Genomic DNA, 23,089 nt, shown 5'->3' on the forward strand with positions numbered 1-23,089 from the left:
AAGTTGAAAGTTCATAAAGAAAAGGAAGAGCAGTGAATACCTCTTCCTTTTTTTGCGTGTTAATTTGTTTTCTTCTCTTTAATAGACTTCACTAATTTAATCATCTCTGCTCGTATATCTTCTCTTTTAACATTTAATTTTTCCGCGATTTGTTTAATATCCATACCGTCTTTTTTCATTTTTAGTACATCATCAAGAGGGGTATTACTCTTTTGAGAGATGATTGTTAATACCGTGAGCTGACGTAATCCGATATTATATTCTTTCATTTTTTGTTTTAGTCCATCTGGTGTAGATTTTTGCATATTTGCTAATTCTTGCAGTAGTGCTTTTTTCGTTTCTTTATTCATATGATGCTTTTTCAATTTACTAGGATCTACACCGAAATGCTTTGCTGTTTTCTCCCAAGAGTTATTTTGTTTATAGTAAGCTAAAACGTCTTTTATTTCTTTTTTACTCATTCTTGCAATGTGAGCAGCTTTCCAAATTTCATGTTTGTTATAGCCGAGCTTTTCTAGCGACTGCATTTCTTCTTCTGAAATTGGTTTATGGTGATGCATTGTTACTTCTTTCGGTGTGGCAGCGGAAGCCGGGAAGATAATTGCTCCGCATAATAATGCTGCCATAGTCATACTTACCGCGATTTTTTTGTACATATAAACTCCTCCTAGATGGATAGTGTGGAAAACTGTACACATATCATTTCCATAAAATGTGAAATACTTGTGAACAAGTTAAGTTTTTTTATTCACAGCATGGAATGACGTTTTTAGAAGTTTTCCAACATAAAACATTGATTAATAGTAAAAAACTAAGGTATAATCGAAATTGAAAATCAATATCAATAATGAAGATAAAATTATACATATAGATAAAAATAAGGGAGAGATAAATATGACTACATATACTTCCATCGCTAATGTGATTAAAGAAAGGCGCTCTGTTCGTACATTTACAGACAAAGCAGTAGAAAAAGATCTATTAATTGAACTATTAAACGATGCAACATGGGCACCAAATCATAAGCACCGTGAACCATGGAATTGTAAACTATACATCGGAGAAGGCCGCAAGAAATTAGTAGATGCAGTATTAAACTCTTTCACAGAAGAAGAAAGAGCGAAACGCGGTAAAATTTTATCAGATCGTTTCTTAAACACGCCTGCACAAATCGTTGTATATATAAATGAAGATCCGCGTCAAATTCAACGTGATGAAGATTACGCTGCAACATGTGCATTTATGCAAAACTTCCAACTTCTTGCTTGGGAACGCGGATTAGGTTGCGTTTGGAAATCAGGCGGATTAAACTACAATCCATTATTTATAGAAGGAATCGGTTTAACAAGAGGCCAACGTATCGTTGGAATTCTTCATATCGGCTATTTCGATAAAGCGCCAGAAGGAAAAGCTCGTACTCCGATTACGGAGAAGATGGAGATTATTGAAGGTTAATAGATGAGACATTCTCGTTTTTGCGGGGGTGTCTTTTTATTATGCAATCAATCCTCATGAAAGCTTGTTTTTCATCATACACTTTCTTAAGGGAAAGTGTAAGGAGGGAAAATAATGAGAGCAAGTGACGATAAAGCACTGCAATATGCGATTGCGGAAATTACGGAAATTGCGACTGGATTTGGGCTTGATTTTTATCCGATGCGTTATGAAATATGTCCAGCGGAAATTATTTATACATTTGGTGCATATGGGATGCCGACAAGGTTTTCACATTGGAGTTTTGGAAAACAATTTTTCAGAATGAAATTACAATACGATTTGGGACTTAGTAAAATATACGAACTCGTTATTAACTCTGATCCATGTTACGCCTTTTTATTAGATACGAACTCTTTAATTCAAAACAAATTAATTGTAGCGCACGTTTTAGCACACTGTGATTTCTTCAAAAATAATATTCGTTTTTCAAATACGAAGCGAGATATGGTAGAGAGTATGGCCGCAACAGCGGACCGTGTGAAAGCGTATGAGCATAAGTACGGAAAGGCAGAAGTAGAAACATTTTTAGATGCGGTGCTCGCTATTCAAGAACATATTGATCCGTCACTTATGCGTCCGAAACTTGCGTGGAGTATCGATGATTTAGAAGAGGAAGAAGTAGAAAAGAAAAAGGTATCACAATACGATGACTTATGGAATTTAGATAACCGAAATAAAAAACAAGAACGCTCTAATATACGTAAAAAGAAGAAAATCCCGCCGCAACCAGAGAAAGATTTACTCCTCTTTATTGAAGAATATAGCCGTGAGCTAGAAGATTGGCAGCGTGATATATTAACGATGATGCGTGAGGAAATGTTATATTTTTGGCCGCAGCTTGAAACGAAAATCATGAACGAAGGTTGGGCGTCCTACTGGCATCAACGCATACTTCGTGAAATGGACTTAACATCTGATGAAGCAATTGAATTTGCAAAATTAAATGCGGGTGTTGTACAGCCATCAAAAACAAGCATTAATCCATACTACCTCGGTATTAAAATGTTTGAAGATATTGAAGAACGGTACAACAATCCAACAGAAGAAATGAAACGACGAGGCGTAAAACCAGGATCTGGCCGTGATAAAATGTTTGAAGTACGCGAAATTGAATGGGACGTATCGTTCCTAAGAAACTACTTAAATAAAGATCTTGTTATGCGAGAAGATATGTACTTATTCCAGCGCCAAGGAAAAGAATATAAAGTAATAGATAAAGAATGGGAGAATGTGCGTGATCAACTCGTAAATATGCGGACAAATGGTGGGTTCCCGTACTTAGTAGTAGAAGATGGAGACTACTTAAAGAACGGAGAATTATACATTAAACATAGTTACGAAGGAATCGAGCTCGATTTAAAATACTTAGAAAAAGTATTACCATATCTTCATCAACTATGGGGAAGAACGGTGCATATGGAGTCCATTGTGGAGAGTAAGGGCGTTGTGTTTTCTTATGATGGGAAGATGGTGCATCGGAAGTATGTGTGAGGGGAAGAACGGACATAGGATACTGTGTCCGTTCTTTTTATTTGGAACCAAGTTAAATATGCTATTCTTGAAAAAAGGGAGTTACATAGAGAAATGGAGTGATTTAAATGAGCAAAGTAGGGGTATATAAGGTTGATATTACACCGCCTGTAGGTATTGATTTTGTCGGATATCATAGAGAGACAGGAATAAATAATATTGAAGAGCGTATTTATGGGACAGTTTTTGTATTTGAAAAAGATGAACTGAAAACTGTGTTTATAAGTATTGATAATATTGGGATGTTAGTAGAAGATACGAATATGATTCGTGAGCGAGTAGCAAGTAGGCTTCATGTGCCATTTGAGCGAATAACTGTTGTTTATACACATACACACTCTGGGCCGGAAACAGTCGGTGATCATCCTTTAGTAAAGTCGTATAAAACGATTTTAGTAAATAATGTAGTGCATGGTGCTGTTACTGCTAATAAAAACTTGAAGCGATGTGAAGTTGGCTGGGGTGTTACGACAGGTGATATTGGGGTTAATCGAAGAGAGAGAACATCTGATGGAAAAGCGAAGATGGGAACAAATATAGATGGTGTTGTAGATAAACGAATTGGTATGTTAGCAATAAGAGATGCTGAAACGAAGGAGTTATCTGGGGTTTTAGTATTTTGTACTGCGCATCCGAATGTTTTAAAAGGTGATAGTGATGAATTATCAGCGGATTATCCTGGAATGACGAGAGAGATTCTAGAGCAGATAGTGAACGGCCCTGTTATTATCGTTCAAGGTGCCGCTGGAAATGTGAATGCGAAATATCGCGGTTCAAGGGAAGCGTTAAAACAAATGGCTTACATACTTAGTGGACATGTATTAACGATGTTACCAACAGTTACATATAGTCCAATTGTAAAACTAAGGACAGTTTCGAGTATGATGCAAATGAAGTTGAAGGATATTCCTGAATTTGATGAGATACGAAGCATGGCTCGATTAGCCGAGAAGCAGTGGGGCGTGAATACGGACGAATGGCTTACTATCGTATTAGAGAAATATAGGCAAGGTATTCGGCGGTTAAGTATTGATTTAGAAGTGCAATTGTTTCAAGTTAATGATGGTATGTTTTCAGGTTTACCGATGGAACCTTTTTCGGAAACGGCATTAGAAGTGAAAGAGAATCTTCAAAATGAATTAGCTTTCTTTGGTGGATATACGAATGGATATATTGGTTATTTACCAACGAAGGAAGAATTCTCATATGGTGGGTATGAAGTGGAATTAAGCCCTGTTGTGTATGGACCGGTTACGAATTTATTGATGCCACCGGAGGAGAATACTGCGGAGTTGGTTGTGAAGAGAGTTATGGAATTATATAACGTGTAAAAAATATAGTCAGTAGAATAAAATTTAAAGAAATTCATGATTTTTAATACACCTATAGAAAAACGAATCCATTTTGAAGAAGATGAATCAAAATGGATTCGTTTTTTGTTTACCAGACAGGTCGTATATTTGATGATAATTTCTCTGTATTTTCTTTAGTAACGAATGTTGTTAAATCCTCTTTCAGCATTTGCATTCGTTCTGCACCTATGTTTTCAATCCATCGCTGTTCTATTTCAGTTACTATTTCTTCTTTTGCTTTCATTACTGACAAACCACGTGCGGTTAAAACGATGATTTTACCTCTTTTATCAGTAGGATGTGTTTTGCGTGTAACGTAGCCATTACTCTCAAGAGAATCCACCATTTTACTTACAGCTTGCTTAGAAACCCCTAAATACTCAGCTAGTTCTATACCAGTCGCTCCATTAGGAAGAATGCGTTTAAACATAAATCCATGTGCTGGTCTAATATCCTCAAATCCCAATTCACTTAATCTGTCATGTAGCTCAGTAATTAATGTACTAAAGGATAATGATAAAAGTGAAGTAAGATCTAACTTGTTAAATGTTTGATCCATGTATATAACCTCCGCGCTTTTAGTCAATTAAGTTGACTATATGTAATGTCTATTGTACTATACATAATATAGTCAATCAAATTGACTATATTATGTTGGTAGAACAAATAATGATTTATATAATATAGAATCAATGGAGGTTTCACATGGTTAATATCGTGAAAATTAGAGGGAGTGTATTTGCACCGTATGCATCGCTGGAACCTATTAAGGACCCTGCAACAGGAAGAGTGTTTGAATATGCTGGAGATGCACGTGAGTTTACACCACAAGCTGTGAACACAAAGCGTTCAAGGTTAGAACAAGAAGTAAATATTGATTTTTATAAAAGAGAAATTTTCACATATGCAGATGCTTGTATCGTCACCGTGAAGATTACAAATCCAGATGGCTCAATTGAGTATCAAAAGGGAGAAACAAGTACAGAAAATATTGTATGTACAAATATTGTATGGAGTGAAGATGAAGTTTCATTTGAAATGAGAGCAAGTGCAAGTAATCCTTTAAACGCAGCAGCACCTGCAGCTGATTATTTTTTGACTATACAAGCTAATGAAAGTGGTACTGTGAATATTGAAGGTGTACATGATGGTTTCCCTTGCTATGAATTTTATAAACAAGTAGATTTTGGTTCGTTTGAATTAATATATATACATGATTTTAGAGAAACAAATGATACTCCAGCAGCACTAGCTGGAGAGATGGAATATAGCTTTAAAACGACAGTCTAAACATAAATATAGCGCTATTTTTTAGAAGGAAATAGAAAAGTAAAAGAGAAATCTATTGGTTTTAGGATTGAAATTATGGTCTGTGTTATTTAATAAGCATTCAGTATCTAAAATAAAATTATAGAGGTGTTTCTTATGACTAATATCGTGAAAATTAGAGCCAGTGTATTTATTCCAATGTCTTGGACTGAGGCTAAGAAGGATATGGAAACAGGAAAAGTAATTCAATTTGAAGGTGATTCACGTGAATTCACACCGTATGCGGTAAATGCGATGCGCTCTAGAGTTGAGCAAGAGGTAGTAGTGGATTTTTATAAAGAAGAAGTGTTTTCATATGCGAACACGGGTATTACGACAGAGAAGGTTACGAATCCAGATGGTTCTGTGAATAAAAGAACAGGAAAAGCGAGTACTGAAAATATTGTGTGCACGAATATCGTATGGAATCCTGATGGTGTGCAATTTAAAATGAGTGCGAGTGCAAGTAATCCATTAAATATATATGCACCTCCTGTAGATTATTTATTACATGTATGTGTGAAAAAGGATGGTAGTATTGATATTCAAGGAGAGCATGATGGATTCCCTTGTTTTGAATTTTATAAGCAAGTAGATTTCGATTCATTTGAAAAAATATATACACATGATTTTAGAGAAACTGGTGATACAGCGGCAGCGCTAGGCGGGAACATGGAGTATAGTTTTACAAAGAGATTATAGGAAGTATGAAAATGGAACGATGGATTGCTTCATTCGTAAAGAACTTGGAAATATCTAAGTTCTTTTTTTGTTTCAAATTTGTGAAAGAAAGACATATTGATTGAAATTAAATTTTTTATACTCTACCATATACCCATGCAGGTATAGGTTTTTTCTGTGTGATACATGAGAAAATTAAATAATATGGAGGTTCGAAATATGTCTAGAAAAATTGTTGTAGTAGGCGGAGTTGCCGGCGGGGCATCAGTAGCTGCAAGGCTTCGTCGTTTAAGTGAGGAAGATGAAATTATTATGGTTGAACGCGGTGAATACATTTCATTTGCAAACTGTGGATTGCCATATTATATTGGCGGTGTCATTACAGAAAGACAAAAATTATTAGTACAAACTGTTGAAAGGATGTCAAAGCGTTTTAATTTAGATATACGTGTATTGAGTGAAGTGGTAAAGATTAATAAAGAAGAGAAAACAATTACTATAAAGAATGTAACTACAGGTAAAACATATAACGAGGAATATGATGTTTTGATTCTTTCACCAGGGGCGAAACCAATTGTTCCACCTATTCCGGGCATTGAAGAAGCAAAGGCGTTGTTTACGGTACGAAATGTACCTGATACAGATCGTATAAAAGCGTATATTGATGAGAAGAAACCACGTCATGCGACGGTTATTGGTGGTGGATTTATTGGAGTGGAAATGGTTGAGAATTTAAGAGAACGTGGGATTGAAGTTACTCTTGTAGAGATGGCGAATCAAGTGATGCCACCAATCGATTATGAAATGGCAGTATATGTACATGAGCATATGAAGGTGCACAATGTTGAGCTTGTTTTTGAAGATGGTGTAGATGCGTTAGAAGAGAATGGGACTGTTGTACGTTTAAAAAGTGGCTCACTTATAAAAACAGATATGATTATTTTAGCAATTGGTGTACAACCAGAGAGTAGTTTAGCGAAAGATGCAGGATTAGCATTAGGAGTTAGAGGAACGATAAAGGTAAATGAGAAATTTCAAACATCTGACCCATATGTATATGCAATTGGTGATGCGATTGAAGTGAAAGATTTTGTTACAGAAACAGAAACGATGATTCCTTTAGCGTGGCCAGCTAATCGTCAAGGTCGCATGTTAGCAGATATTATTCATGGTCATACGGAGTCTTTATATAAAGGTACGATGGGAACTTCTGTGGCTAAAGTTTTTGATTTAACAGTTGCTTCGACTGGAGTAAATGAGAAAATATTAAAACGATTAAATATACCCTATGAGGTAGTACATGTACAGGCAAATTCTCATGCGGGATACTATCCGAATGCTACGCCAGTGCTAATAAAATTAATCTTTAATAAAGAAAGCGGAAAAATTTACGGAGCACAGGCTTTAGGGCGTGATGGAGTAGAGAAGCGTATCGATGTTATTGCAACGGCAATGAAGGCAAATTTAACTGTAATCGATTTACCAGATTTAGAATTATCATATGCCCCGCCGTATTCTTCTGCAAAAGATCCAGTAAACATGGTGGGGTATGCTGCAAGTAATATAGTAGATGGTTTTGTGGACACAGTGCAATGGCATGAAATAGATCACATTGTTGAAAATGGTGGGTACCTTATTGATGTTCGAGAACCTAATGAACTAAAACAGGGAATGATTAAAGGCTCTATTAATATTCCGTTAGATGAATTACGTGATCGATTGGATGAAGTACCAATGGACAAAGAAATATATATCACTTGCCAACTTGGTATGAGAGGGTATGTTGCAGCGCGTATGTTAATGGAAAAGGGATATAAGGTAAAGAATGTAGATGGTGGTTTTAAGTTGTATGGGACAGTATTGCCAGAACGTGTTGTATATTGATATTTTTCATCTTCTACTTCAAGATTTAGTGGAAGATGAAAATCTATAGATTAAGGTTTTATTTTTTGGTTTGCGAACATATAAGACAAAAATTAAAAATAGGGGTTTACAAAATACCCTATAGGGTATAATATATTGTCATAGGTTATAAATGGTGACATAATGGTAATGAGGTGATTATAGAATGGAATATAATCAAGATATGAAAAATAGATTGAAACGTATTGAAGGTCAAGTTCGTGGTGTGCTTCGTATGATGGAAGAAGGAAAAGATTGCCGAGAAGTTATTACACAGTTAACAGCATCTCGTTCTGCACTTGATCGTACAATTGGACTCGTTGTTGGAACGAATTTAGAGCAGTGTTTGCGTGAACAGTTTGAAAGTGGTAATGGTTCAAATGAAGAGTTAATTAAAGAAGCTGTTCAATTACTTGTAAAAAGCCGATAATCTGTCAAACGTAAGTGTTGACAGATTTTCAAAAACGTTTTAGTATACCCCTACAGGTATATGTATATGAATTGTGGAGGAATCGATTATGAGTATAAAAGTGGATATGAGTTTAGATTGTAAAGGTTTGGCTTGTCCGATGCCTATTGTGAAAACGAAGAAGGCGATAGAAGGATTGGCACCAGGGCAAGTGATTGAAGTTAAGGCAACAGATAAAGGATCTACGGTAGATATAAAAAGTTGGGCGAGTAAAGTAGGACATCAATATATCGGGACGAAACAAGAGGGGGATGTATTGGTGCATTATGTTAGGAAAGCAAACGAGCATGAAGTGAATGAAGTTGTGAAATATCCTCATACAATTACGAATGCAGAATTACAGTCTATATTGTCTCATGGAGAAGAGAGCATTGTATTAGATGTTCGCGAAGCAACGGAATTTGCTTTTGGCCATATTCCATCCGCCATTTCGGTACCATTAGGTGAATTAGACAGCGCAGTGTTAGATGAGACGAAGCAAATTTATGTTATTTGCCGAACTGGTAATCGCAGTGATATAGCTTGCCAAATGTTGAATGAGAAAGGTTATTTAAATGTGAAAAATGTCATTCCAGGTATGGTAGAGTGGCAAGGGAATATAGAGAAGTAAATTTTTTTGAACGAAAATATACATATGGGGGTAATTAAATGAATGTTAAACCGTTACAAGCAAAAGATGTGGCAGAGAAAGTTTTATTCGGAGAGTTATTTATTTTAGATGTTCGTAATGAGACGGATTATGAAGATTGGAAAATTGAAGGGAAACAAGTTTCTTCTATTAATAGACCTTACTTTGACTTATTAGATGGTGTAGATCATATTGTAAGTGAATTACCTAAAGATAAAGATGTTTTAGTAGTATGTGCAAAAGAAGGGTCTTCTATATTTGTGGCAGAGCAATTAACAGAGGTTGGATTACAAAATATTTATTATTTAGCTGGTGGCATGAAAGCTTGGAGTGAATATGTGAAGCCGTTAAAAGTAGGGGATGTACAGGGGGAAGGAAGTATATATCAATTTAATCGTCTTGGAAAAGGCTGTTTATCTTATATGGTTGTTTCTAATGGTGAAGCAGCAGTTATTGATGCAGTAAGAACGGTTGAAGCATATGAGGAGTTTGCGAAAGAGCATGGCGTTACGATTACGAATGTAATGGATACACATTTACATGCAGACCATATTTCCGGAGGACGTAAGTTAGCTGAAAAGGTAGGTGGTACGTATTGGTTACCGCCAAAAGATGCCGAGGAAGTCGTTTTCTCATACGAACCGCTTGTTGAAGGATCTGTTATTACGGTGGGGGGTACTAAAATTGTAATTGACGCATTATACTCACCAGGGCATACGATTGGAAGTACGTCATTTATTGTAGATGATTCTTATTTATTATCAGGCGATATTTTATTTGTAGATTCAATTGGGCGTCCTGATCTTGCTGGTAAGGCTGAAGATTGGGTGAGTGATTTAAGAAATACGTTATATACACTGTATAAGGAACTGTCTCAAGATTTAATTGTTTTACCAGCTCATTATTCAAAAATAAGTGAAATGGATGAAAGAGGCGTTGTGAGTGCGAGCTTACAAGATCTATTTAAAGAGAATGTAGGATTAAATATTGCTGATGAAGTGGAGTTTCGTAAAACTGTGACAGAGAATTTACCACCTCAGCCAAATGCATATGAAGAAATTCGTCAAACGAATATGGGGAAAATTCATCCGAGTGTGGAAGAAGAGCGTGAAATGGAGATTGGCCCAAATCGTTGTGCAGTGCATGAGTCATTATAAAAATAACAAATTGGAGGAATTGATGATGAATATAAAACAAGTATTAGATGCGAAAGGTTTAGCATGTCCAATGCCGATTGTAAGAACGAAGAAAGCGATGGATACTTTGCAAACTGGAGAAGTGTTAGAAGTACATGTAACGGATAAAGGATCAGTTAAGGATATTCCAGCGTGGGCAAATAAAGGTGGTCATGACATCGTAAAGCATGTAGAAGAAGCTGATGTGCTGAAATTTTGGATTAAGAAGGCGTAGGAAAAAATGTTGTTATAAATGCAGAGAGGGTGGTTATATGAACACAATAGTAAGTACGCTTTTCATTGTACTTGCTGCATGGTTTGTTATTTCACGATTTTTACCAGTGAAAGGTGTGCAAAATATCAGTGGAAAAGAATTAAAGAATATAGTGGAAAAAAAGGGGAAACAACTTATCGATGTTCGTACAGTAGGTGAATATAGAGGAAATCATATGAAAGGATTTCAGAATATCCCGTTAAATGAGTTAGCTAGTAGAGCAGGTCAGTTAGATAAAAATATGGAAGTAATCGTTATTTGCCAAAGTGGAATGAGAAGTAAGCAAGCTGCAAAGATGTTGAAAAAACTAGGGTTTCAGCAAGTAATAAACGTTTCAGGTGGTATGAATGCTTTGTGAGGAGGGACTTTAAAATGAAAGAAATGACAGCAAAAGAATTAGAAGAAAAATTGTTACGTAAAGAAGCAGTAAATATCGTAGATGTCCGTGAAGTAGAAGAAGTAGCAGAAGGGAGAATTCCAGAAGCATGTAATATTCCACTAGGACTATTAGAGTTTCGTATGCATGAATTAAATAAAAATCAGGAATATATTATCGTTTGTCGTTCAGGCGGGAGAAGTGCAAGAGCTGTTCAATTTTTAGAAAGTTACGGTTTTCAAGTAATCAATGTGGTAGGTGGTATGTTAGCTTGGGAAGGAAAAGTAGAATAGGGAGAAACAATTTTTATAAAAATAATACCCCTATAGGTAATTGGAGGGAGAACAATATGGAACAACAGAAGAAAACGACAATCGTGTTATTTAGCGGAGATTACGATAAAGCGATGGCTGCTTATATTATTGCAAATGGCGCAGCGGCGTATGATCAAGAGGTAACTATTTTTCATACTTTCTGGGGATTAAATGCTTTAAGGAAAGATGAACATGTGAATGTAAAGAAAACATTTATAGAAAAATTATTTGGAAAAATGATGCCACGCGGTGCTGATAAGATGGGATTATCCAAAATGAATTTTGCTGGCATGGGGCCGAAGATGATTAAAGGCATTATGAAAAAACATAACGCAATGCCTTTGCCAGATTTAATTGATTTGGCGAAAGAACAAGGAATTAAACTTGTAGCTTGTCAAATGACAGTAGATTTATTAGGGTTAAAAGAGGAAGAGATTATGGAAGGGGTAGAGTTTGCAGGTGTAGGGGCATATTTAGCAGATGCTTCGGATGGGAATGTAAACTTATTCATTTAAATCACCTTCTTTTTAGAAGGCGGGGGATGTAAGATGAGCTTAGTCGTATTACTTTTTATAATTGGGTTTATAGGATCATTTATATCAGGAATGGTTGGGATTGGTGGCGCGATTATTAATTATCCGATGATCTTATACATTCCAGTATTGCTAGGATTTACTGGCTATACGTCACATGAAGTGAGCGGTATTACAGCGGTACAAGTATTCTTTGCAACTTTTGCAGGCGCGTGGGCATACCGGAAAAGTAATGACATGAATAAAACGTTAGTTATGTATATGGGAGCTAGTATATTAATAGGAAGCTTCATAGGGAGTTTCGGTGCTAACATATTAGAGGAACATACAGTCAATGTTGTTTATGCAGCATTAGCTACAATTGCAGCTATTATGATGTTTGTACCGAAACAAAATAATAGTGGAGATGTGAAGTATAATAAATGGTTAGCAAGCTTGTTAGCGTTCGTTGTAGGGGGAGCTTCAGGCATTATAGGAGCTGGAGGTTCGTTCCTTTTAGTTCCCATTATGCTAGTTATTTTAAAATTACCACTGCGCATGACGATCGCGACATCTATCGCTATTACGTTTATTTCCTCAATAGGGATTACTACAGGAAAAGTGATTACTGGGCAAGTAGTTATCATTCCAGCTCTAATTATTGCGGTTGCCAGTATATTTGCTGCGCCACTTGGAGCACGAGTCGGGAAGAGGCTAAATCAAAAAGTACTGCAATATGTATTGTCCACTTTAATTGTAGGCACTGCTGTTAAAATGTGGATCGATATGATATCAAAATAAAAGGATGGTGCTGCTTACAGCCCATCCTTTTATTTATTGCCCGTAAACCTAACGGATTATAGTTTTACTTTATGCCCAAATAACTTTCATTAAGTTTTTATATTCGTCATTTGCTAATTTATATAGCATTCTCGTATGTTCAAAGACAAGTGCTGGATTAAAGTTTGGTTCTGAGAATGCAAGAGATGCTGAAATATCAATTGCATTTTGCTTGTTTAATGTGAATTTTGCAAAGCGATAAGATGTGTTTAATTCATTAATAACATGTAAAATATCATTTGTTGATGTTGCATCAGGCACGTGAGCAACATTGAAGCAGTATATATCTACCGTAGGATGTTCGTTTTGGAAAGCAGCGATAAGTTGAATTTTTGCGCCAGCTTCTGTCTCTAATCCTACTGAAAAATGAACAGAGCCATCATTTTCATCTATATTTTCTTCCATGTATATATCGTTGGATTTTAAGTAGTCTTTAAAATCTGAGATGTTATGTTTTACTGCAGCTTTCATATGTATGAGCCCCCTGATAATTGGAATAGATTGCTACTATTTATTATAATTTAAAAATATTAAAAAAGATAGTTAGAAAGTTCTGATTTTTGATTCTGAAGAAATAAAAAGAAGCAGTACTCTACCTCCATAGAGTACTGCTTCTTTACTATTCATTGTCGTTAGACGATGTTTCTGTATCTTCACTGCTATTTTTGTTCTTATTTTTCACTTCATTGTTATTTGATTCGCGTTCACTTGAATTTTCAGACTTAGATTCTTTTGTCTTTTTCGAATCAGAGTCTGAGTCAGACTTTGTATATGCAGGTAGCCCAAGATGAGTACGAAGTTCATTTGTAACATTAGCTAATTCTTTTTTATCTGGATTGTAGTAGTAAGTTCGACCACCACCAGCAGATTTGCTACAAGTATCGTCACCTTTTGCCATATAGCAATCATCACCTTGGATTTGTAATTTCTCAATTTCCGAATCTGATCCATATTTATAGAATGAAAGCATATCATCAAATGTTAAGTTTGTAACGAATTGTCCGTTAATATCATCAATGATGTTGCCAACTTTTGTTACAGAACCAACACTTGTTAGTTTCTTTAAAATAGCCTCGATAACGAGTTGTTGACGTTGTCCACGCATTGCATCACTATCGATGTGTCTTGTTCTAGCAAGAGCAAGAGCTTCTTCGCCATTTAACTTTTGAACACCTTTTTCTAGGTGAATAGCCTCAGCATTATCATTGCTATCTTGCTCAGTAAATTCAACTGGTACATCAACTTCAACACCGCCCAAGTCATCGACGATTTTTATAAATGATTTAAAGTTAAATTTCACAAAATAATCGACAGGAACATTCATTAATTTTTCAACTGCATCAATGCTTGCTTGTGGTCCACCATTTTTTCCGTTTTTAGCAGAACCGAATGCATGAGCGTGTGTAATCTTATCTTTTTTCTTTTCTATTGGGATATAAGTATATGTGTCACGTGGGATACTTAATAGTTTAACAGTTTTGCTATCTTTATTAAAAGTTGCAAGTAAAAGCGCATCTGTTCTTATAGCGTCACCATATTCTTTTCCCCGGACATCGCTTTCATCAACACCCATTATTAAAACAGAGACATTGTTCGTAATAGGTTTTACAGCTTTATCTCGTAAATCAGATTTATCACCGCGTGCTAAATCGTGTGCGGCATTTCGAACAGCAGAAGATGCTTTATTTACTAAAAACCAAGTATAACCGCCGCCTATTAATAAAACAAATAGTATAGCGCTTATAATAATTTTTATTTTTTTCTTATTTTTTTTCGGGTTACTGCGTGTATTTTCTTGCAAAGATGGGTTTTGCTCCATTTCTTGTACTCCTTCATTTGGATTGAAATACGACACTCATATCCACTTATTATAATGAAATTTAGCGAAAAAAAACATTACAAATCATTTACATTTCGTAAAAATTCAATTTATTTATAAAAAGTCAGATTTTCTATATATTATTTGTCAGATGTAGAATAAGTATAAGGGCTTTTAGTAGAAATGAAAATATATATTATGAGAAAATGATAGGGAAGTAAGATTTGTTGAAATATAGCCAAGAAGAAATGAGTAAGTTTACTTATTTCTTCTATATAATAAAGAAGAATTTGACGGATAAAGGAGAGAGCATAATGAATCATACATCATTCCGAGCAATCGTTGTGAACGAAACGGAAAATCATCAGTTTGTAAGAAAAGTTGTTGAGAGAGAAGTAAGTAGTTTACCTGAGGGAGACGTATTCATACAAGTTCATTATTCTTCATTAAATTATAAAGATGCCCTTTCAGCTACTGGTAATAAAGGTGTTACGAGAACATATCCTCATACGCCGGGAATTGATGCTGCAGGAGAAGTTGTGAGTAGTGAAGATAACTCTTTTAAGGTAGGAGATCGAGTTATTGTAACGGGATATGACTTAGGTATGAATACCTCTGGTGGTTTCGGAGAATATATTCGCGTGCCATCGTCTTGGGTCGTGCCTTTACCAGAAGGACTGTCATTAAAGGAAAGTATGATGTATGGGACAGCAGGTTTTACTGCTGCTTTGTCGGTATATAAGCTTATTGGAGCAGGAATCAAGCCTAGTATGGGAGATGTTTTAGTAACGGGTGCTACAGGCGGCGTAGGGAGTGTAGCTGTTAGTATATTAAGTAAGTTAGGGTTTAACGTAGTAGGAGCGACAGGAAAAATGGAAGAGGAAGAAATGTTACTACGTCTAGGAGCGAAAAAAGTGATTCATCGCGCGGAATTGAATGATGAATCAGGAAGACCAATGTTAAAAGGGATATACGCCGGAGTTATCGATACTGTAGGTGGACATATGTTAGAAACAGCTTTAAAAACAGTAAAGTATGGTGGTTGTGTAACGACATGCGGTAATGTGGCAGGCCAGGAACTACAAACCACGGTATATCCGTTTATTTTACGAGGTATAAGCCTTTTAGGGATAGATTCCGTGCAATGTCCAGTGGATGTGAGAAGAGATGTGTGGACGCTTTTAGCGAATGAATGGGGAAATAAAGAGTTACTATCTTATACAGAAGAATGTACATTAGAAGAATTAGAGAAGAAGTTTACACTTATATTGCAAGGAAAGTTAAAAGGAAGAACAGTTGTTAAAATATAATAAGAAAGAGACGCTTAAGTTAGCGTCTCTTTCTTATTATAATGATTGTTTTAAATTGATTTTTCCTTGTTCGCCTAAAACACCGTCAGCGATATTTACAGCGTGATCGCCAATGCGCTCTAAGTTACTTACCATATCGACGAAGATGATACTTGCATCACCTGAACAGCTGCGTTCGTTTAGACGTAATACGTGACGTTTACGAAGAACACGTTCCATTTGGTCGATTTTGCGTTCTTTTGCAATAACAGTTTGAGCTAGTTCAGTATCGAAGTTTGTTAAAGCTTCAACTGAGTCTTGCAGTGTTGAAATCGTTAATTCTAGCATTTCGTTTAATTCAGTTAATGCTTCGTCTGATAGTGAAACACGGTTGGAAATTTGGAAATCTACAAGTTCTACAAGGTTTTCTACATGATCACCGACACGTTCAATATCTCCAACAACACCTGCTAAAACAGAATGTTTTTCAGAATCCGTAGGTGAAAGTGGCTTTTCTGATAGTAAAACTAAATACTCGGTAATTTTTTTATCTAAATTGTTAATAGCTCCTTCTAATTGAGTAGCCATGTTTGCGTGTTTTTTGTCTTGTGTATTTAAAAATTGATTTGCTTCTTTTAATCCATGTAATGAAAACTCAGCCATACGGATAATCTCTTTTTGAGCTTCAGTTAAAGCGATGGCTGGAGATTGTTCAATAAAGATTGGATTTAAATGTTGTGGCTTGAAGTCAATCGCTGCATCTTCACCACGAATAATTTTTGTTACGATCCATGCTAACACTGCAATGAACGGGAATTGAATAATTGTATTTGTTACGTTAAATGTTCCGTGTGCAAATGCAATAGTCATTTCTGGATTCAAGTTTAATGATGTTTGGAAATATTGAATTAAACTTGTAAATGGTACTAATAAAATGGTAAAGATAATTGTACCGATAATATTAAAGATAACGTGAACTAATGCTGCACGTCTTGCTGCAATTGAAGTACCGATCGCTGCTAATACAGCTGTAATTGTTGTACCGATGTTATCACCGAATAATACAGGAAGAGCTGCTTGTAAATCGATTGCACCTTGACCGAATAGTTCTTGTAAAATACCGATTGTTGCGCTTGAACTTTGTACAATTAAAGTAAAGACTGTACCGACAACAATTCCTAAAATTGGATTATCACTCATGCTCACTGTTAATTCTTGGAATGATTCTAAAGAACGAAGAGGTTTCATACCTGCACTCATTAATTCTAAACCGAAGAATAACATACCAAAACCGAATACAACTTGACCTACAGAATGTACTTTTTTATTTTTAAAGAAGAATAGTAAGATTGCTCCAACTGCCATAACTGGGAGAGCATATTCTCCGATTTTAATTCCGATAATAAATGCAGTAACTGTCGTACCGATGTTTGCACCCATAATAACACCGATTGCTTGTCTTAATGTCATAAATCCGGCACTTACAAGTCCGACTGTTAAAGCGGTTGTTCCTGAACTGGATTGGATTAATACAGTAACTAACATACCTGCTAGTACACCCATAAGTGGGTTTGTTGTAAAACGATCTAGAATATCGCGAAGACGATCTCCAGCTGCTTGTTGCAGTCCATCGCCCATGTATTTAATCCCGAATAAGAAAATACCTAATCCACCAATGAACTGGAAGATCATATCTTGAACATTATATTCCACGCATTCCACTCCTTAAATTTCATGTACGATGTAATTATTAACTGAACCTTGAGTCACTGTAAACGGTTTGCTAGTAAAATTTACACTAAATTTACAAAGGGAAGAAAAGTTTACAATCCCTTAAAGAAACAGCTGTATTTTATTGGTTTTCATCTTGTATAAATCTTAATTTTGTAAAGAAATCACACTTTTTAGAATAATGTTGTTCAGTTGAATATCAAGGAAAGCGTCTGCGAGTTCATCGTATATTTTTTGATGAAAGTTAAAAAAATATGTAGGAAAATGCATGTAGTTTTATAACAGCAAAACGAGGGAAAACAATTTTTTAATACGATAAAAAAGCTACTGATTTATCCAGCAGCTTTTTCCGTGTTTTTATCGCTATGCTTTTGTTTTCTTATGCTTGTAATGTAAATGAAGAGAAAAGCAATAAGTAATAGAGAGGAGTAACGATATACAGTTGCATAGTTTGTAAAATGAGCAATAAATCCAAATATAATCGCTCCAGCGCCGATTCCAAGGTCAAATGCGGAGAAGAATGTAGCCGTTGCTACGCCGCGTCGATGCGGTGCTACGCGGTCAATCATCCATGCTTGTAGTGCAGGTTGGATCGCTCCAAAACCACTTCCGTAACATGCTGCAGCAATAATTAAGCTCGGAATTGTCGTCGTATACGACAATAAAATAATACCTGTAAACGTTATAATAACTCCCGGAATGATGACGAATGTATGGCCTTTTGCATCATATAGCTTTCCAGAGAATGGACGAGTTACAGCGATTGCTAGTGCGTTACATAAAAAGAAGAGGCTAATATCAGCTATGCCGACTTCTGTAGCAAATAGTGTGATAAAACTTCCGATTCCTCCGTACATTAATGTAATACATAATATTAATAATGAAGGAAGTAAAGCTTTACGCTCAATAAATCCATCGAGAAAAGTACTAGATGATTGTTGTGGAGGCTGTTTCGTTTTTTGGATTTGAAGTAGTTTCGTTAATATTAATGAAACAAGTGTGCACGATAATGCACATAAAAAAAGAATTGTGAAGTTATATGTTTGCATAAGCCATAGTCCGATAAGTGGACCGAGGGCCATTGCAATTGTTCCAGAAAGACCAAAATATCCCATGCCTTCTCCGCGGCGAGCTGAGGGAATTAAATCAGAAACGACAGTCCCATATGTAGTCGTTGTAATACCGAAACCAGCTCCGTGTAAAATACGAACAGCAAGCAAGAGAAAGATTGTTGAGGCGAAAAGGTAACTGCCCATAGCGAGTAAACAAATAGCAGTACCAATCATTAAGATGATTTTTTTATTAAATTTTTGCAAGGCGTTCCCAGTTAGCGGTCTAACAAAAAGTGCCGCAACGGTAAACATGCCGACAACCAATCCGATATTGGAACTTGTGCCACCAATTTCTTTCACATAAACAGGTAAGGTTGGAATTAACATTTGAAACCCTAAAAACATACATAAGTTTGCAAAAATTAAAGCAACAAACTCTTTTGTCCATAACGGTTCTCGTTTTACGAGTATTGCTTCTCCCATATATTCATCCCCTATATAAAATTTTCTCTTTTCTTTCGAGTATATGTATTGGCCAATGCAACAGTCAAGGAAGGTGTCTTGAAAACGGATAACAATTTTTAAGGTGAAAAACTGACAAATTTGTGTAAAGGCTACACAACTATGAAAAAAAGATGTAAAGTATAGATGTATAGACTTGTAGGTGTTAAGAATGATAGAAATTGTTTTTTCTTTAAAGAAAGCGGATTCAAAGGAGTAGTGAACAAGAAGGGGATATATACTTTTTCACTACATATATTTGAAAAGGTTTACAATATGATGAAGAAAGAGGCGTGTACATATGAGACGATTAGGTATTTCTATTTATCCAGAACATTCAACAGTAGAGAAAGATAAGGAGTATTTAACATTAGCAAGTAAATATGGATTTACACGTGTGTTCACATGTTTATTATCTGTGGATGGAGAAAAAGAGAAAATTATTGAAGAATTTAAAGAAACGATCTCACATGCGAATGCATTAGGGTTCCAAGTATTAGTTGATATTAGTCCATCTGTTTTTGAACAATTAGGTATTTCGTATAATGATTTATCATTCTTCCATGAATTGGGTGCGTACGGTATTCGTTTAGATGTTGGTTTCTCAGGATTAGAAGAATCAATTATGACTTATAATCCGTATGGTTTGAAAATTGAGATTAATATGAGCAATGGTACGAAGTATGTAGATAACATTATGAGTCATAGACCAAATCGTGAAAATTTAATTGGTTGTCATAATTTTTATCCGCATCGTTATTCAGGGTTATCATACGATCATTTCATTAAATGCTCGAAACAATTTAAAGATTACGGTATGAGAACGGCTGCTTTTATTTCATCATTTGATGCAACCTACGGACCTTGGCCAGTAACAGAAGGGTTATGTACATTAGAGCAGCATCGTGAATTACCGATGACAACACAGGCGAAGCATTTATTTGCGACGGAATTAATTGATGATGTTATTATTGCAAACGCATATGCGTCAGAAGAAGAATTACAAGCACTAGGTGCATTAAATAAAGAGAAACAAACATTTGATATAGAACTATATGATACAACGACAGAATTAGAAAGAATTATCGTATTAGACGAACCACATTTTTATCGCGGAGATGTATCTGAATATATGATTCGTTCTACACAAAGTCGTGTGAAATATAAAAAAGAAGAGTTTAAACCTCATAATACGCGTGAAATTAAGCGTGGAGATTTATTAATTGATAATGAACAATATGGCCAGTATAAAGGCGAATTACAAATTGCATTAAAAGATATGGTGAATACAGGAAAAACAAATGTAGTTGGTCGAATTATAGAAGAAGAAATTTTCTTATTAGATTATTTACAAGCATGGGATAAATTCGGGTTCACATTAAAGAAATAGAGAGAATATAAAGGGGAAAAACTACTGATTTCAGCAGCTTTTCCCCCTTTATATATAAAGAGCGAGAGGAAGAGCTATGACAAAGGTGCATCAGCGATTAATTTCTATTTTAGAGGAGTTTTTAGAAGAGAAATCGATGTTAAATCGAGCTTTTTTAGCGGGTCGTTTACATGTATCGACGAAGACGATTCAAAAGGATATAAAATTATTAAATGATATATTGGAAGAAAACGGAGCGAAAATCGAATCGCAAAGAGGGACTGGGTACGAATTAGAAATTATACAAACGAAGAAATTTGAAGAATTTTGTGTGAGTCTATTTCAAAAACAGACGGAAAAGATCCCAACTTCTTATGAAGAAAGAATAGCGTATATTCTGCAGCGTGTTTTAACGACAGAGGGATATGTGAAGCTTTCAGAATTAGCAGAAGAGATTTATGTGAGCAAATCAACGGTCAATTTAATTATGAAAGATGTTACAGATATATGTGGCCGCTATAAATTACAAATTGAGAAGAGACCGTATTATGGTATACGTATTGTTGGAGAGGAATTTAATATTCGTTCTTGTTTATCACAATATGGTTTACCGCGTTATGACCATACTCCGTTTCATGAGCAATTTGAGCAGACGGAGACATATTTATCGCTACCTCATATATCACTCATTCGTTCAATTATATTAAAGTATATTGAAGGCGGAACAATATATTTATCTGATATAGAAATTGATAATTTAGTCATTCATATTGCAATCGCATTAAAGCGTTGTCAAGATCAACATTATATGAAAGAACTGCATACGGAGCAATCAGAACTTATAATAAAGAAAGAATATACAATTGCGAAGCAGATTTTAGGAGATTTAGAGAAAGAGTTGAAATTTTCATTTCCAGAAGAAGAAGTATTATATGTGACGATGCATTTATTAAGTACTGCTGTTACAACGAGAGATTGCTATGAAAATGTAGAAGAGCTATTAGGAAAAGATATATATGCATTTATGCAACATATCCTTTTTAAAGTAGCGGAAGAACGGAATCTTATTTTTTATTATGATGAAGAATTATTATTTGGATTTGGTACTCATTTAAAAACGTTATTAAATCGTTTGAAGTATAAGTTAAATACGAGAAATCCTCTTTTGGCAGAGGTGAAAAAGAATTATCCGTATGCTTTTGAAATTGCGGTTCTTGTTGGAGATATCATTGGTGAATATACGGGTGAATCGATCCCTGAAAGTGAAATTGGTTATATAGCAATTCACTTCGGCGGAGCGATGAGCCGTTTGCAGGAGCAGAATCAAAAGAAAAGATGCTTATTAGTTTGTGCGACTGGTCAAGGAAGTGCACAACTATTAAAATATAAAATTTTATCACAGTTCCGAGATAAATTAGAGATTGTAGGTATTACAGGCTATTATCAATTGAAAGTAGAAGATCTTTATAAAGAAAAAATAGATTGTATTATTAGTACGATTCATATACCGAGTGGCTTGCCTGTTCCAGTTATAAAAGTGAATTCAATATTTGATGATAAAGAGATTAAATCGATTGGTCAGCGGTTGTTTACGCATGTGAATAATAGTGTGCAGCAATATATTAAGGAAGATTTAATCTTTTTAAATCATAGTGCTTCTACGAAAGAGGATGTTATTCAGTTTTTATGTGGGAAAGCTGCTGAGAAACGCTATGTACCAGAAAACTTTTATGTTTCTGTTATGGAAAGAGAAAATACGTCTCCGACAGCGGTTGGGAATTCAGTTGCAATCCCGCATCCGATGCAGTTATTAAGTGAGGAAACTTTTTTGATGTTTTGCACACTTGAAAAAGCTGTTGATTGGGGAGACAAAAAAGTACAAGTAATTATTTTATTTAGTGTAAAGCGCAATAATAATGAAGATTTGCAAAGGCTTTATGATTTTTTATATGATATTATGTCTAGTCAAAGTGCGATAGAGAAACTTACTCAGACCGAGGTAATTGAAGATTTTCAAGAGATTTTATTATCATTTTGAAAAAGTATATAAAAACTTCCGTTACATAACGGAAGTTTTTTATGTTTAATTGTATGCGTTTTCATAATAAGATAAAAATATAGAAAACATATAGCTTGGGGGAATTTAAAATGGCTGATATGCAAACTCCATTTGCATTAATTTTACATGGTGGCAATGCGAGAAGTGCGGCGCTTGAAGCAATCGCTTTTGCAAGACAAGGAGATTTTGAGAATGCGGGTGAAAAGATGAAACTTGCTAGTGAGGAAATTTCAGCAGCTCATCGTATTCAAACGGATTTAATTCAAGAAGAGGCAAGAGGAAATCATGCAGAAATCAGTTTACTGTTAGTGCACGCACAAGACCATTTAATGAATGCAATTACAGTGAAGGAACTAGCTGAAGAATTTATTACTCTTCATAAACGAGTGGAAGAGAAAGTGACAGTATAAG

At 35.3% G+C, this 23,089-nt stretch carries 24 protein-coding genes; 18 read left to right on the forward strand and 6 right to left on the reverse strand.

What is annotated here, in order from left to right:
* Positions 1–59 precede the first annotated feature (59 nt).
* The gene (locus ACW0JX_RS04130) at positions 60–656 is read right to left on the reverse strand and encodes a hypothetical protein (RefSeq protein ID WP_141241115.1); all 597 of its coding nucleotides are present in this window, start codon (positions 654–656) and stop codon (positions 60–62) included.
* A gap of 238 nt (positions 657–894) precedes the next feature.
* On the opposite strand from ACW0JX_RS04130, the gene ACW0JX_RS04135 reads away from it, so the two are divergent.
* From ACW0JX_RS04135 to ACW0JX_RS04145, 3 genes are all read left to right on the forward strand, one after another.
* Entirely contained in the window at positions 895–1,455 is a 561-nt protein-coding gene (locus tag ACW0JX_RS04135; RefSeq protein WP_065228328.1) for a nitroreductase family protein, read from the forward strand.
* A 114-nt stretch (positions 1,456–1,569) separates the two neighbouring features.
* Positions 1,570–2,988 (forward strand): stage V sporulation protein SpoVR, encoded by a 1,419-nt coding sequence (spoVR, locus tag ACW0JX_RS04140; RefSeq protein WP_097998145.1) that lies wholly within the window; start codon positions 1,570–1,572, stop codon positions 2,986–2,988.
* Positions 2,989–3,095: 107 nt separating this feature from the next.
* Positions 3,096–4,358, forward strand: coding sequence for a neutral/alkaline non-lysosomal ceramidase N-terminal domain-containing protein (locus tag ACW0JX_RS04145; protein WP_459245390.1), 1,263 nt, complete (start codon positions 3,096–3,098; stop codon positions 4,356–4,358).
* A 109-nt stretch (positions 4,359–4,467) separates the two neighbouring features.
* Here the strand turns inward: ACW0JX_RS04145 and ACW0JX_RS04150 are convergent, their stop codons facing one another.
* Positions 4,468–4,938: a MarR family winged helix-turn-helix transcriptional regulator gene (locus ACW0JX_RS04150; RefSeq protein ID WP_459245391.1), complete on the reverse strand. Its 471-nt coding sequence runs from the start codon at positions 4,936–4,938 to the stop codon at positions 4,468–4,470.
* A 146-nt stretch (positions 4,939–5,084) separates the two neighbouring features.
* Between ACW0JX_RS04150 and ACW0JX_RS04155 the strand changes: the two genes are divergently transcribed.
* The 11 genes from ACW0JX_RS04155 to ACW0JX_RS04205 all read left to right on the forward strand — a co-directional run bounded on the left by ACW0JX_RS04155 (position 5,085) and on the right by ACW0JX_RS04205 (position 12,819).
* Positions 5,085–5,669: a DUF3238 domain-containing protein gene (locus ACW0JX_RS04155; RefSeq protein WP_459245392.1), complete on the forward strand. Its 585-nt coding sequence runs from the start codon at positions 5,085–5,087 to the stop codon at positions 5,667–5,669.
* A gap of 135 nt (positions 5,670–5,804) precedes the next feature.
* Positions 5,805–6,389, forward strand: coding sequence for a DUF3238 domain-containing protein (locus tag ACW0JX_RS04160; protein WP_459245393.1), 585 nt, complete (start codon positions 5,805–5,807; stop codon positions 6,387–6,389).
* A 198-nt stretch (positions 6,390–6,587) separates the two neighbouring features.
* Positions 6,588–8,252 (forward strand): CoA-disulfide reductase, encoded by a 1,665-nt coding sequence (gene cdr / locus ACW0JX_RS04165; RefSeq protein ID WP_459245394.1) that lies wholly within the window; start codon positions 6,588–6,590, stop codon positions 8,250–8,252.
* A gap of 184 nt (positions 8,253–8,436) precedes the next feature.
* On the forward strand, positions 8,437–8,700 hold the full coding sequence (locus ACW0JX_RS04170; RefSeq protein WP_000456206.1) for a metal-sensitive transcriptional regulator: 264 nt from the start codon (positions 8,437–8,439) through the stop codon (positions 8,698–8,700).
* Between the two features lie 88 nt (positions 8,701–8,788).
* The gene (locus ACW0JX_RS04175; RefSeq protein WP_459245395.1) at positions 8,789–9,349 is read left to right on the forward strand and encodes a sulfurtransferase TusA family protein; all 561 of its coding nucleotides are present in this window, start codon (positions 8,789–8,791) and stop codon (positions 9,347–9,349) included.
* A 38-nt stretch (positions 9,350–9,387) separates the two neighbouring features.
* Positions 9,388–10,524, forward strand: coding sequence for an MBL fold metallo-hydrolase (locus ACW0JX_RS04180; RefSeq protein WP_428880014.1), 1,137 nt, complete (start codon positions 9,388–9,390; stop codon positions 10,522–10,524).
* Between the two features lie 22 nt (positions 10,525–10,546).
* A complete protein-coding gene (locus ACW0JX_RS04185) occupies positions 10,547–10,777 on the forward strand; it encodes a sulfurtransferase TusA family protein (protein WP_016513699.1) in 231 nt (76 codons plus the stop codon).
* Between the two features lie 37 nt (positions 10,778–10,814).
* The gene (locus tag ACW0JX_RS04190) at positions 10,815–11,174 is read left to right on the forward strand and encodes a rhodanese-like domain-containing protein (RefSeq protein WP_064532576.1); all 360 of its coding nucleotides are present in this window, start codon (positions 10,815–10,817) and stop codon (positions 11,172–11,174) included.
* A gap of 14 nt (positions 11,175–11,188) precedes the next feature.
* Positions 11,189–11,485, forward strand: coding sequence for a rhodanese-like domain-containing protein (locus ACW0JX_RS04195; protein ID WP_063535704.1), 297 nt, complete (start codon positions 11,189–11,191; stop codon positions 11,483–11,485).
* A gap of 56 nt (positions 11,486–11,541) precedes the next feature.
* On the forward strand, positions 11,542–12,021 hold the full coding sequence (locus tag ACW0JX_RS04200; protein ID WP_044783307.1) for a DsrE/DsrF/DrsH-like family protein: 480 nt from the start codon (positions 11,542–11,544) through the stop codon (positions 12,019–12,021).
* Positions 12,022–12,054: 33 nt separating this feature from the next.
* Positions 12,055–12,819, forward strand: a complete 765-nt coding sequence (locus ACW0JX_RS04205; RefSeq protein ID WP_000060742.1) for a sulfite exporter TauE/SafE family protein — start codon at positions 12,055–12,057, stop codon at positions 12,817–12,819.
* A gap of 69 nt (positions 12,820–12,888) precedes the next feature.
* On the opposite strand, the gene ACW0JX_RS04210 is transcribed toward ACW0JX_RS04205, so the two are convergent.
* Positions 12,889–13,329, reverse strand: coding sequence for a hypothetical protein (locus ACW0JX_RS04210; RefSeq protein WP_000642361.1), 441 nt, complete (start codon positions 13,327–13,329; stop codon positions 12,889–12,891).
* A 148-nt stretch (positions 13,330–13,477) separates the two neighbouring features.
* Positions 13,478–14,677: an LCP family protein gene (locus ACW0JX_RS04215; protein WP_459245396.1), complete on the reverse strand. Its 1,200-nt coding sequence runs from the start codon at positions 14,675–14,677 to the stop codon at positions 13,478–13,480.
* 314 nt (positions 14,678–14,991) lie between these two features.
* Here ACW0JX_RS04215 and ACW0JX_RS04220 point away from each other — a divergent pair, with 314 nt between their 5' ends.
* Positions 14,992–15,987 carry a YhdH/YhfP family quinone oxidoreductase gene (locus ACW0JX_RS04220; RefSeq protein ID WP_459245397.1) on the forward strand — a complete coding sequence of 332 codons (996 nt, stop codon included), beginning with the start codon at positions 14,992–14,994 and terminating at the stop codon, positions 15,985–15,987.
* A 36-nt stretch (positions 15,988–16,023) separates the two neighbouring features.
* Here ACW0JX_RS04220 and ACW0JX_RS04225 read toward each other — a convergent pair whose 3' ends face one another.
* The gene (locus ACW0JX_RS04225) at positions 16,024–17,679 is read right to left on the reverse strand and encodes a Na/Pi cotransporter family protein (RefSeq protein ID WP_050842626.1); all 1,656 of its coding nucleotides are present in this window, start codon (positions 17,677–17,679) and stop codon (positions 16,024–16,026) included.
* A 350-nt stretch (positions 17,680–18,029) separates the two neighbouring features.
* Positions 18,030–19,232, reverse strand: a complete 1,203-nt coding sequence (locus tag ACW0JX_RS04230) for an MFS transporter (protein ID WP_459245398.1) — start codon at positions 19,230–19,232, stop codon at positions 18,030–18,032.
* Positions 19,233–19,551: 319 nt separating this feature from the next.
* On the opposite strand from ACW0JX_RS04230, the gene ACW0JX_RS04235 reads away from it, so the two are divergent.
* From ACW0JX_RS04235 to ACW0JX_RS04245, 3 genes are all read left to right on the forward strand, one after another.
* Positions 19,552–20,640 (forward strand): DUF871 domain-containing protein, encoded by a 1,089-nt coding sequence (locus ACW0JX_RS04235; RefSeq protein WP_001253350.1) that lies wholly within the window; start codon positions 19,552–19,554, stop codon positions 20,638–20,640.
* A gap of 76 nt (positions 20,641–20,716) precedes the next feature.
* On the forward strand, positions 20,717–22,657 hold the full coding sequence (locus ACW0JX_RS04240; RefSeq protein ID WP_459245399.1) for a BglG family transcription antiterminator: 1,941 nt from the start codon (positions 20,717–20,719) through the stop codon (positions 22,655–22,657).
* Positions 22,658–22,767: 110 nt separating this feature from the next.
* Complete coding sequence (locus ACW0JX_RS04245; RefSeq protein WP_000774623.1) at positions 22,768–23,088, forward strand: PTS lactose/cellobiose transporter subunit IIA; 321 nt, start codon at positions 22,768–22,770, stop codon at positions 23,086–23,088.
* Position 23,089 lies beyond the last annotated feature (1 nt).

The sequence above is a fragment of the Bacillus sp. C-3-6 genome (genome assembly GCF_054509685.1).

Excerpts from the sequence above, each read along its gene's own strand:
- ACW0JX_RS04130 (WP_141241115.1), bottom strand. The coding sequence starts at position 656 with ATGTACAAAAAAATCGCGGTAAGTATGACTATGGCAGCATTATTATGC.
- ACW0JX_RS04135 (WP_065228328.1), top strand. The coding sequence starts at position 895 with ATGACTACATATACTTCCATCGCTAATGTGATTAAAGAAAGGCGCTCT.
- spoVR (WP_097998145.1), top strand. The coding sequence starts at position 1,570 with ATGAGAGCAAGTGACGATAAAGCACTGCAATATGCGATTGCGGAAATT.
- ACW0JX_RS04145 (WP_459245390.1), top strand. The coding sequence starts at position 3,096 with ATGAGCAAAGTAGGGGTATATAAGGTTGATATTACACCGCCTGTAGGT.
- ACW0JX_RS04150 (WP_459245391.1), bottom strand. The coding sequence starts at position 4,938 with ATGGATCAAACATTTAACAAGTTAGATCTTACTTCACTTTTATCATTA.
- ACW0JX_RS04155 (WP_459245392.1), top strand. The coding sequence starts at position 5,085 with ATGGTTAATATCGTGAAAATTAGAGGGAGTGTATTTGCACCGTATGCA.
- ACW0JX_RS04160 (WP_459245393.1), top strand. The coding sequence starts at position 5,805 with ATGACTAATATCGTGAAAATTAGAGCCAGTGTATTTATTCCAATGTCT.
- cdr (WP_459245394.1), top strand. The coding sequence starts at position 6,588 with ATGTCTAGAAAAATTGTTGTAGTAGGCGGAGTTGCCGGCGGGGCATCA.
- ACW0JX_RS04170 (WP_000456206.1), top strand. The coding sequence starts at position 8,437 with ATGGAATATAATCAAGATATGAAAAATAGATTGAAACGTATTGAAGGT.
- ACW0JX_RS04175 (WP_459245395.1), top strand. The coding sequence starts at position 8,789 with ATGAGTATAAAAGTGGATATGAGTTTAGATTGTAAAGGTTTGGCTTGT.
- ACW0JX_RS04180 (WP_428880014.1), top strand. The coding sequence starts at position 9,388 with ATGAATGTTAAACCGTTACAAGCAAAAGATGTGGCAGAGAAAGTTTTA.
- ACW0JX_RS04185 (WP_016513699.1), top strand. The coding sequence starts at position 10,547 with ATGATGAATATAAAACAAGTATTAGATGCGAAAGGTTTAGCATGTCCA.
- ACW0JX_RS04190 (WP_064532576.1), top strand. The coding sequence starts at position 10,815 with ATGAACACAATAGTAAGTACGCTTTTCATTGTACTTGCTGCATGGTTT.
- ACW0JX_RS04195 (WP_063535704.1), top strand. The coding sequence starts at position 11,189 with ATGAAAGAAATGACAGCAAAAGAATTAGAAGAAAAATTGTTACGTAAA.
- ACW0JX_RS04200 (WP_044783307.1), top strand. The coding sequence starts at position 11,542 with ATGGAACAACAGAAGAAAACGACAATCGTGTTATTTAGCGGAGATTAC.
- ACW0JX_RS04205 (WP_000060742.1), top strand. The coding sequence starts at position 12,055 with ATGAGCTTAGTCGTATTACTTTTTATAATTGGGTTTATAGGATCATTT.
- ACW0JX_RS04210 (WP_000642361.1), bottom strand. The coding sequence starts at position 13,329 with ATGAAAGCTGCAGTAAAACATAACATCTCAGATTTTAAAGACTACTTA.
- ACW0JX_RS04215 (WP_459245396.1), bottom strand. The coding sequence starts at position 14,677 with ATGGAGCAAAACCCATCTTTGCAAGAAAATACACGCAGTAACCCGAAA.
- ACW0JX_RS04220 (WP_459245397.1), top strand. The coding sequence starts at position 14,992 with ATGAATCATACATCATTCCGAGCAATCGTTGTGAACGAAACGGAAAAT.
- ACW0JX_RS04230 (WP_459245398.1), bottom strand. The coding sequence starts at position 19,232 with ATGGGAGAAGCAATACTCGTAAAACGAGAACCGTTATGGACAAAAGAG.
- ACW0JX_RS04235 (WP_001253350.1), top strand. The coding sequence starts at position 19,552 with ATGAGACGATTAGGTATTTCTATTTATCCAGAACATTCAACAGTAGAG.
- ACW0JX_RS04240 (WP_459245399.1), top strand. The coding sequence starts at position 20,717 with ATGACAAAGGTGCATCAGCGATTAATTTCTATTTTAGAGGAGTTTTTA.
- ACW0JX_RS04245 (WP_000774623.1), top strand. The coding sequence starts at position 22,768 with ATGGCTGATATGCAAACTCCATTTGCATTAATTTTACATGGTGGCAAT.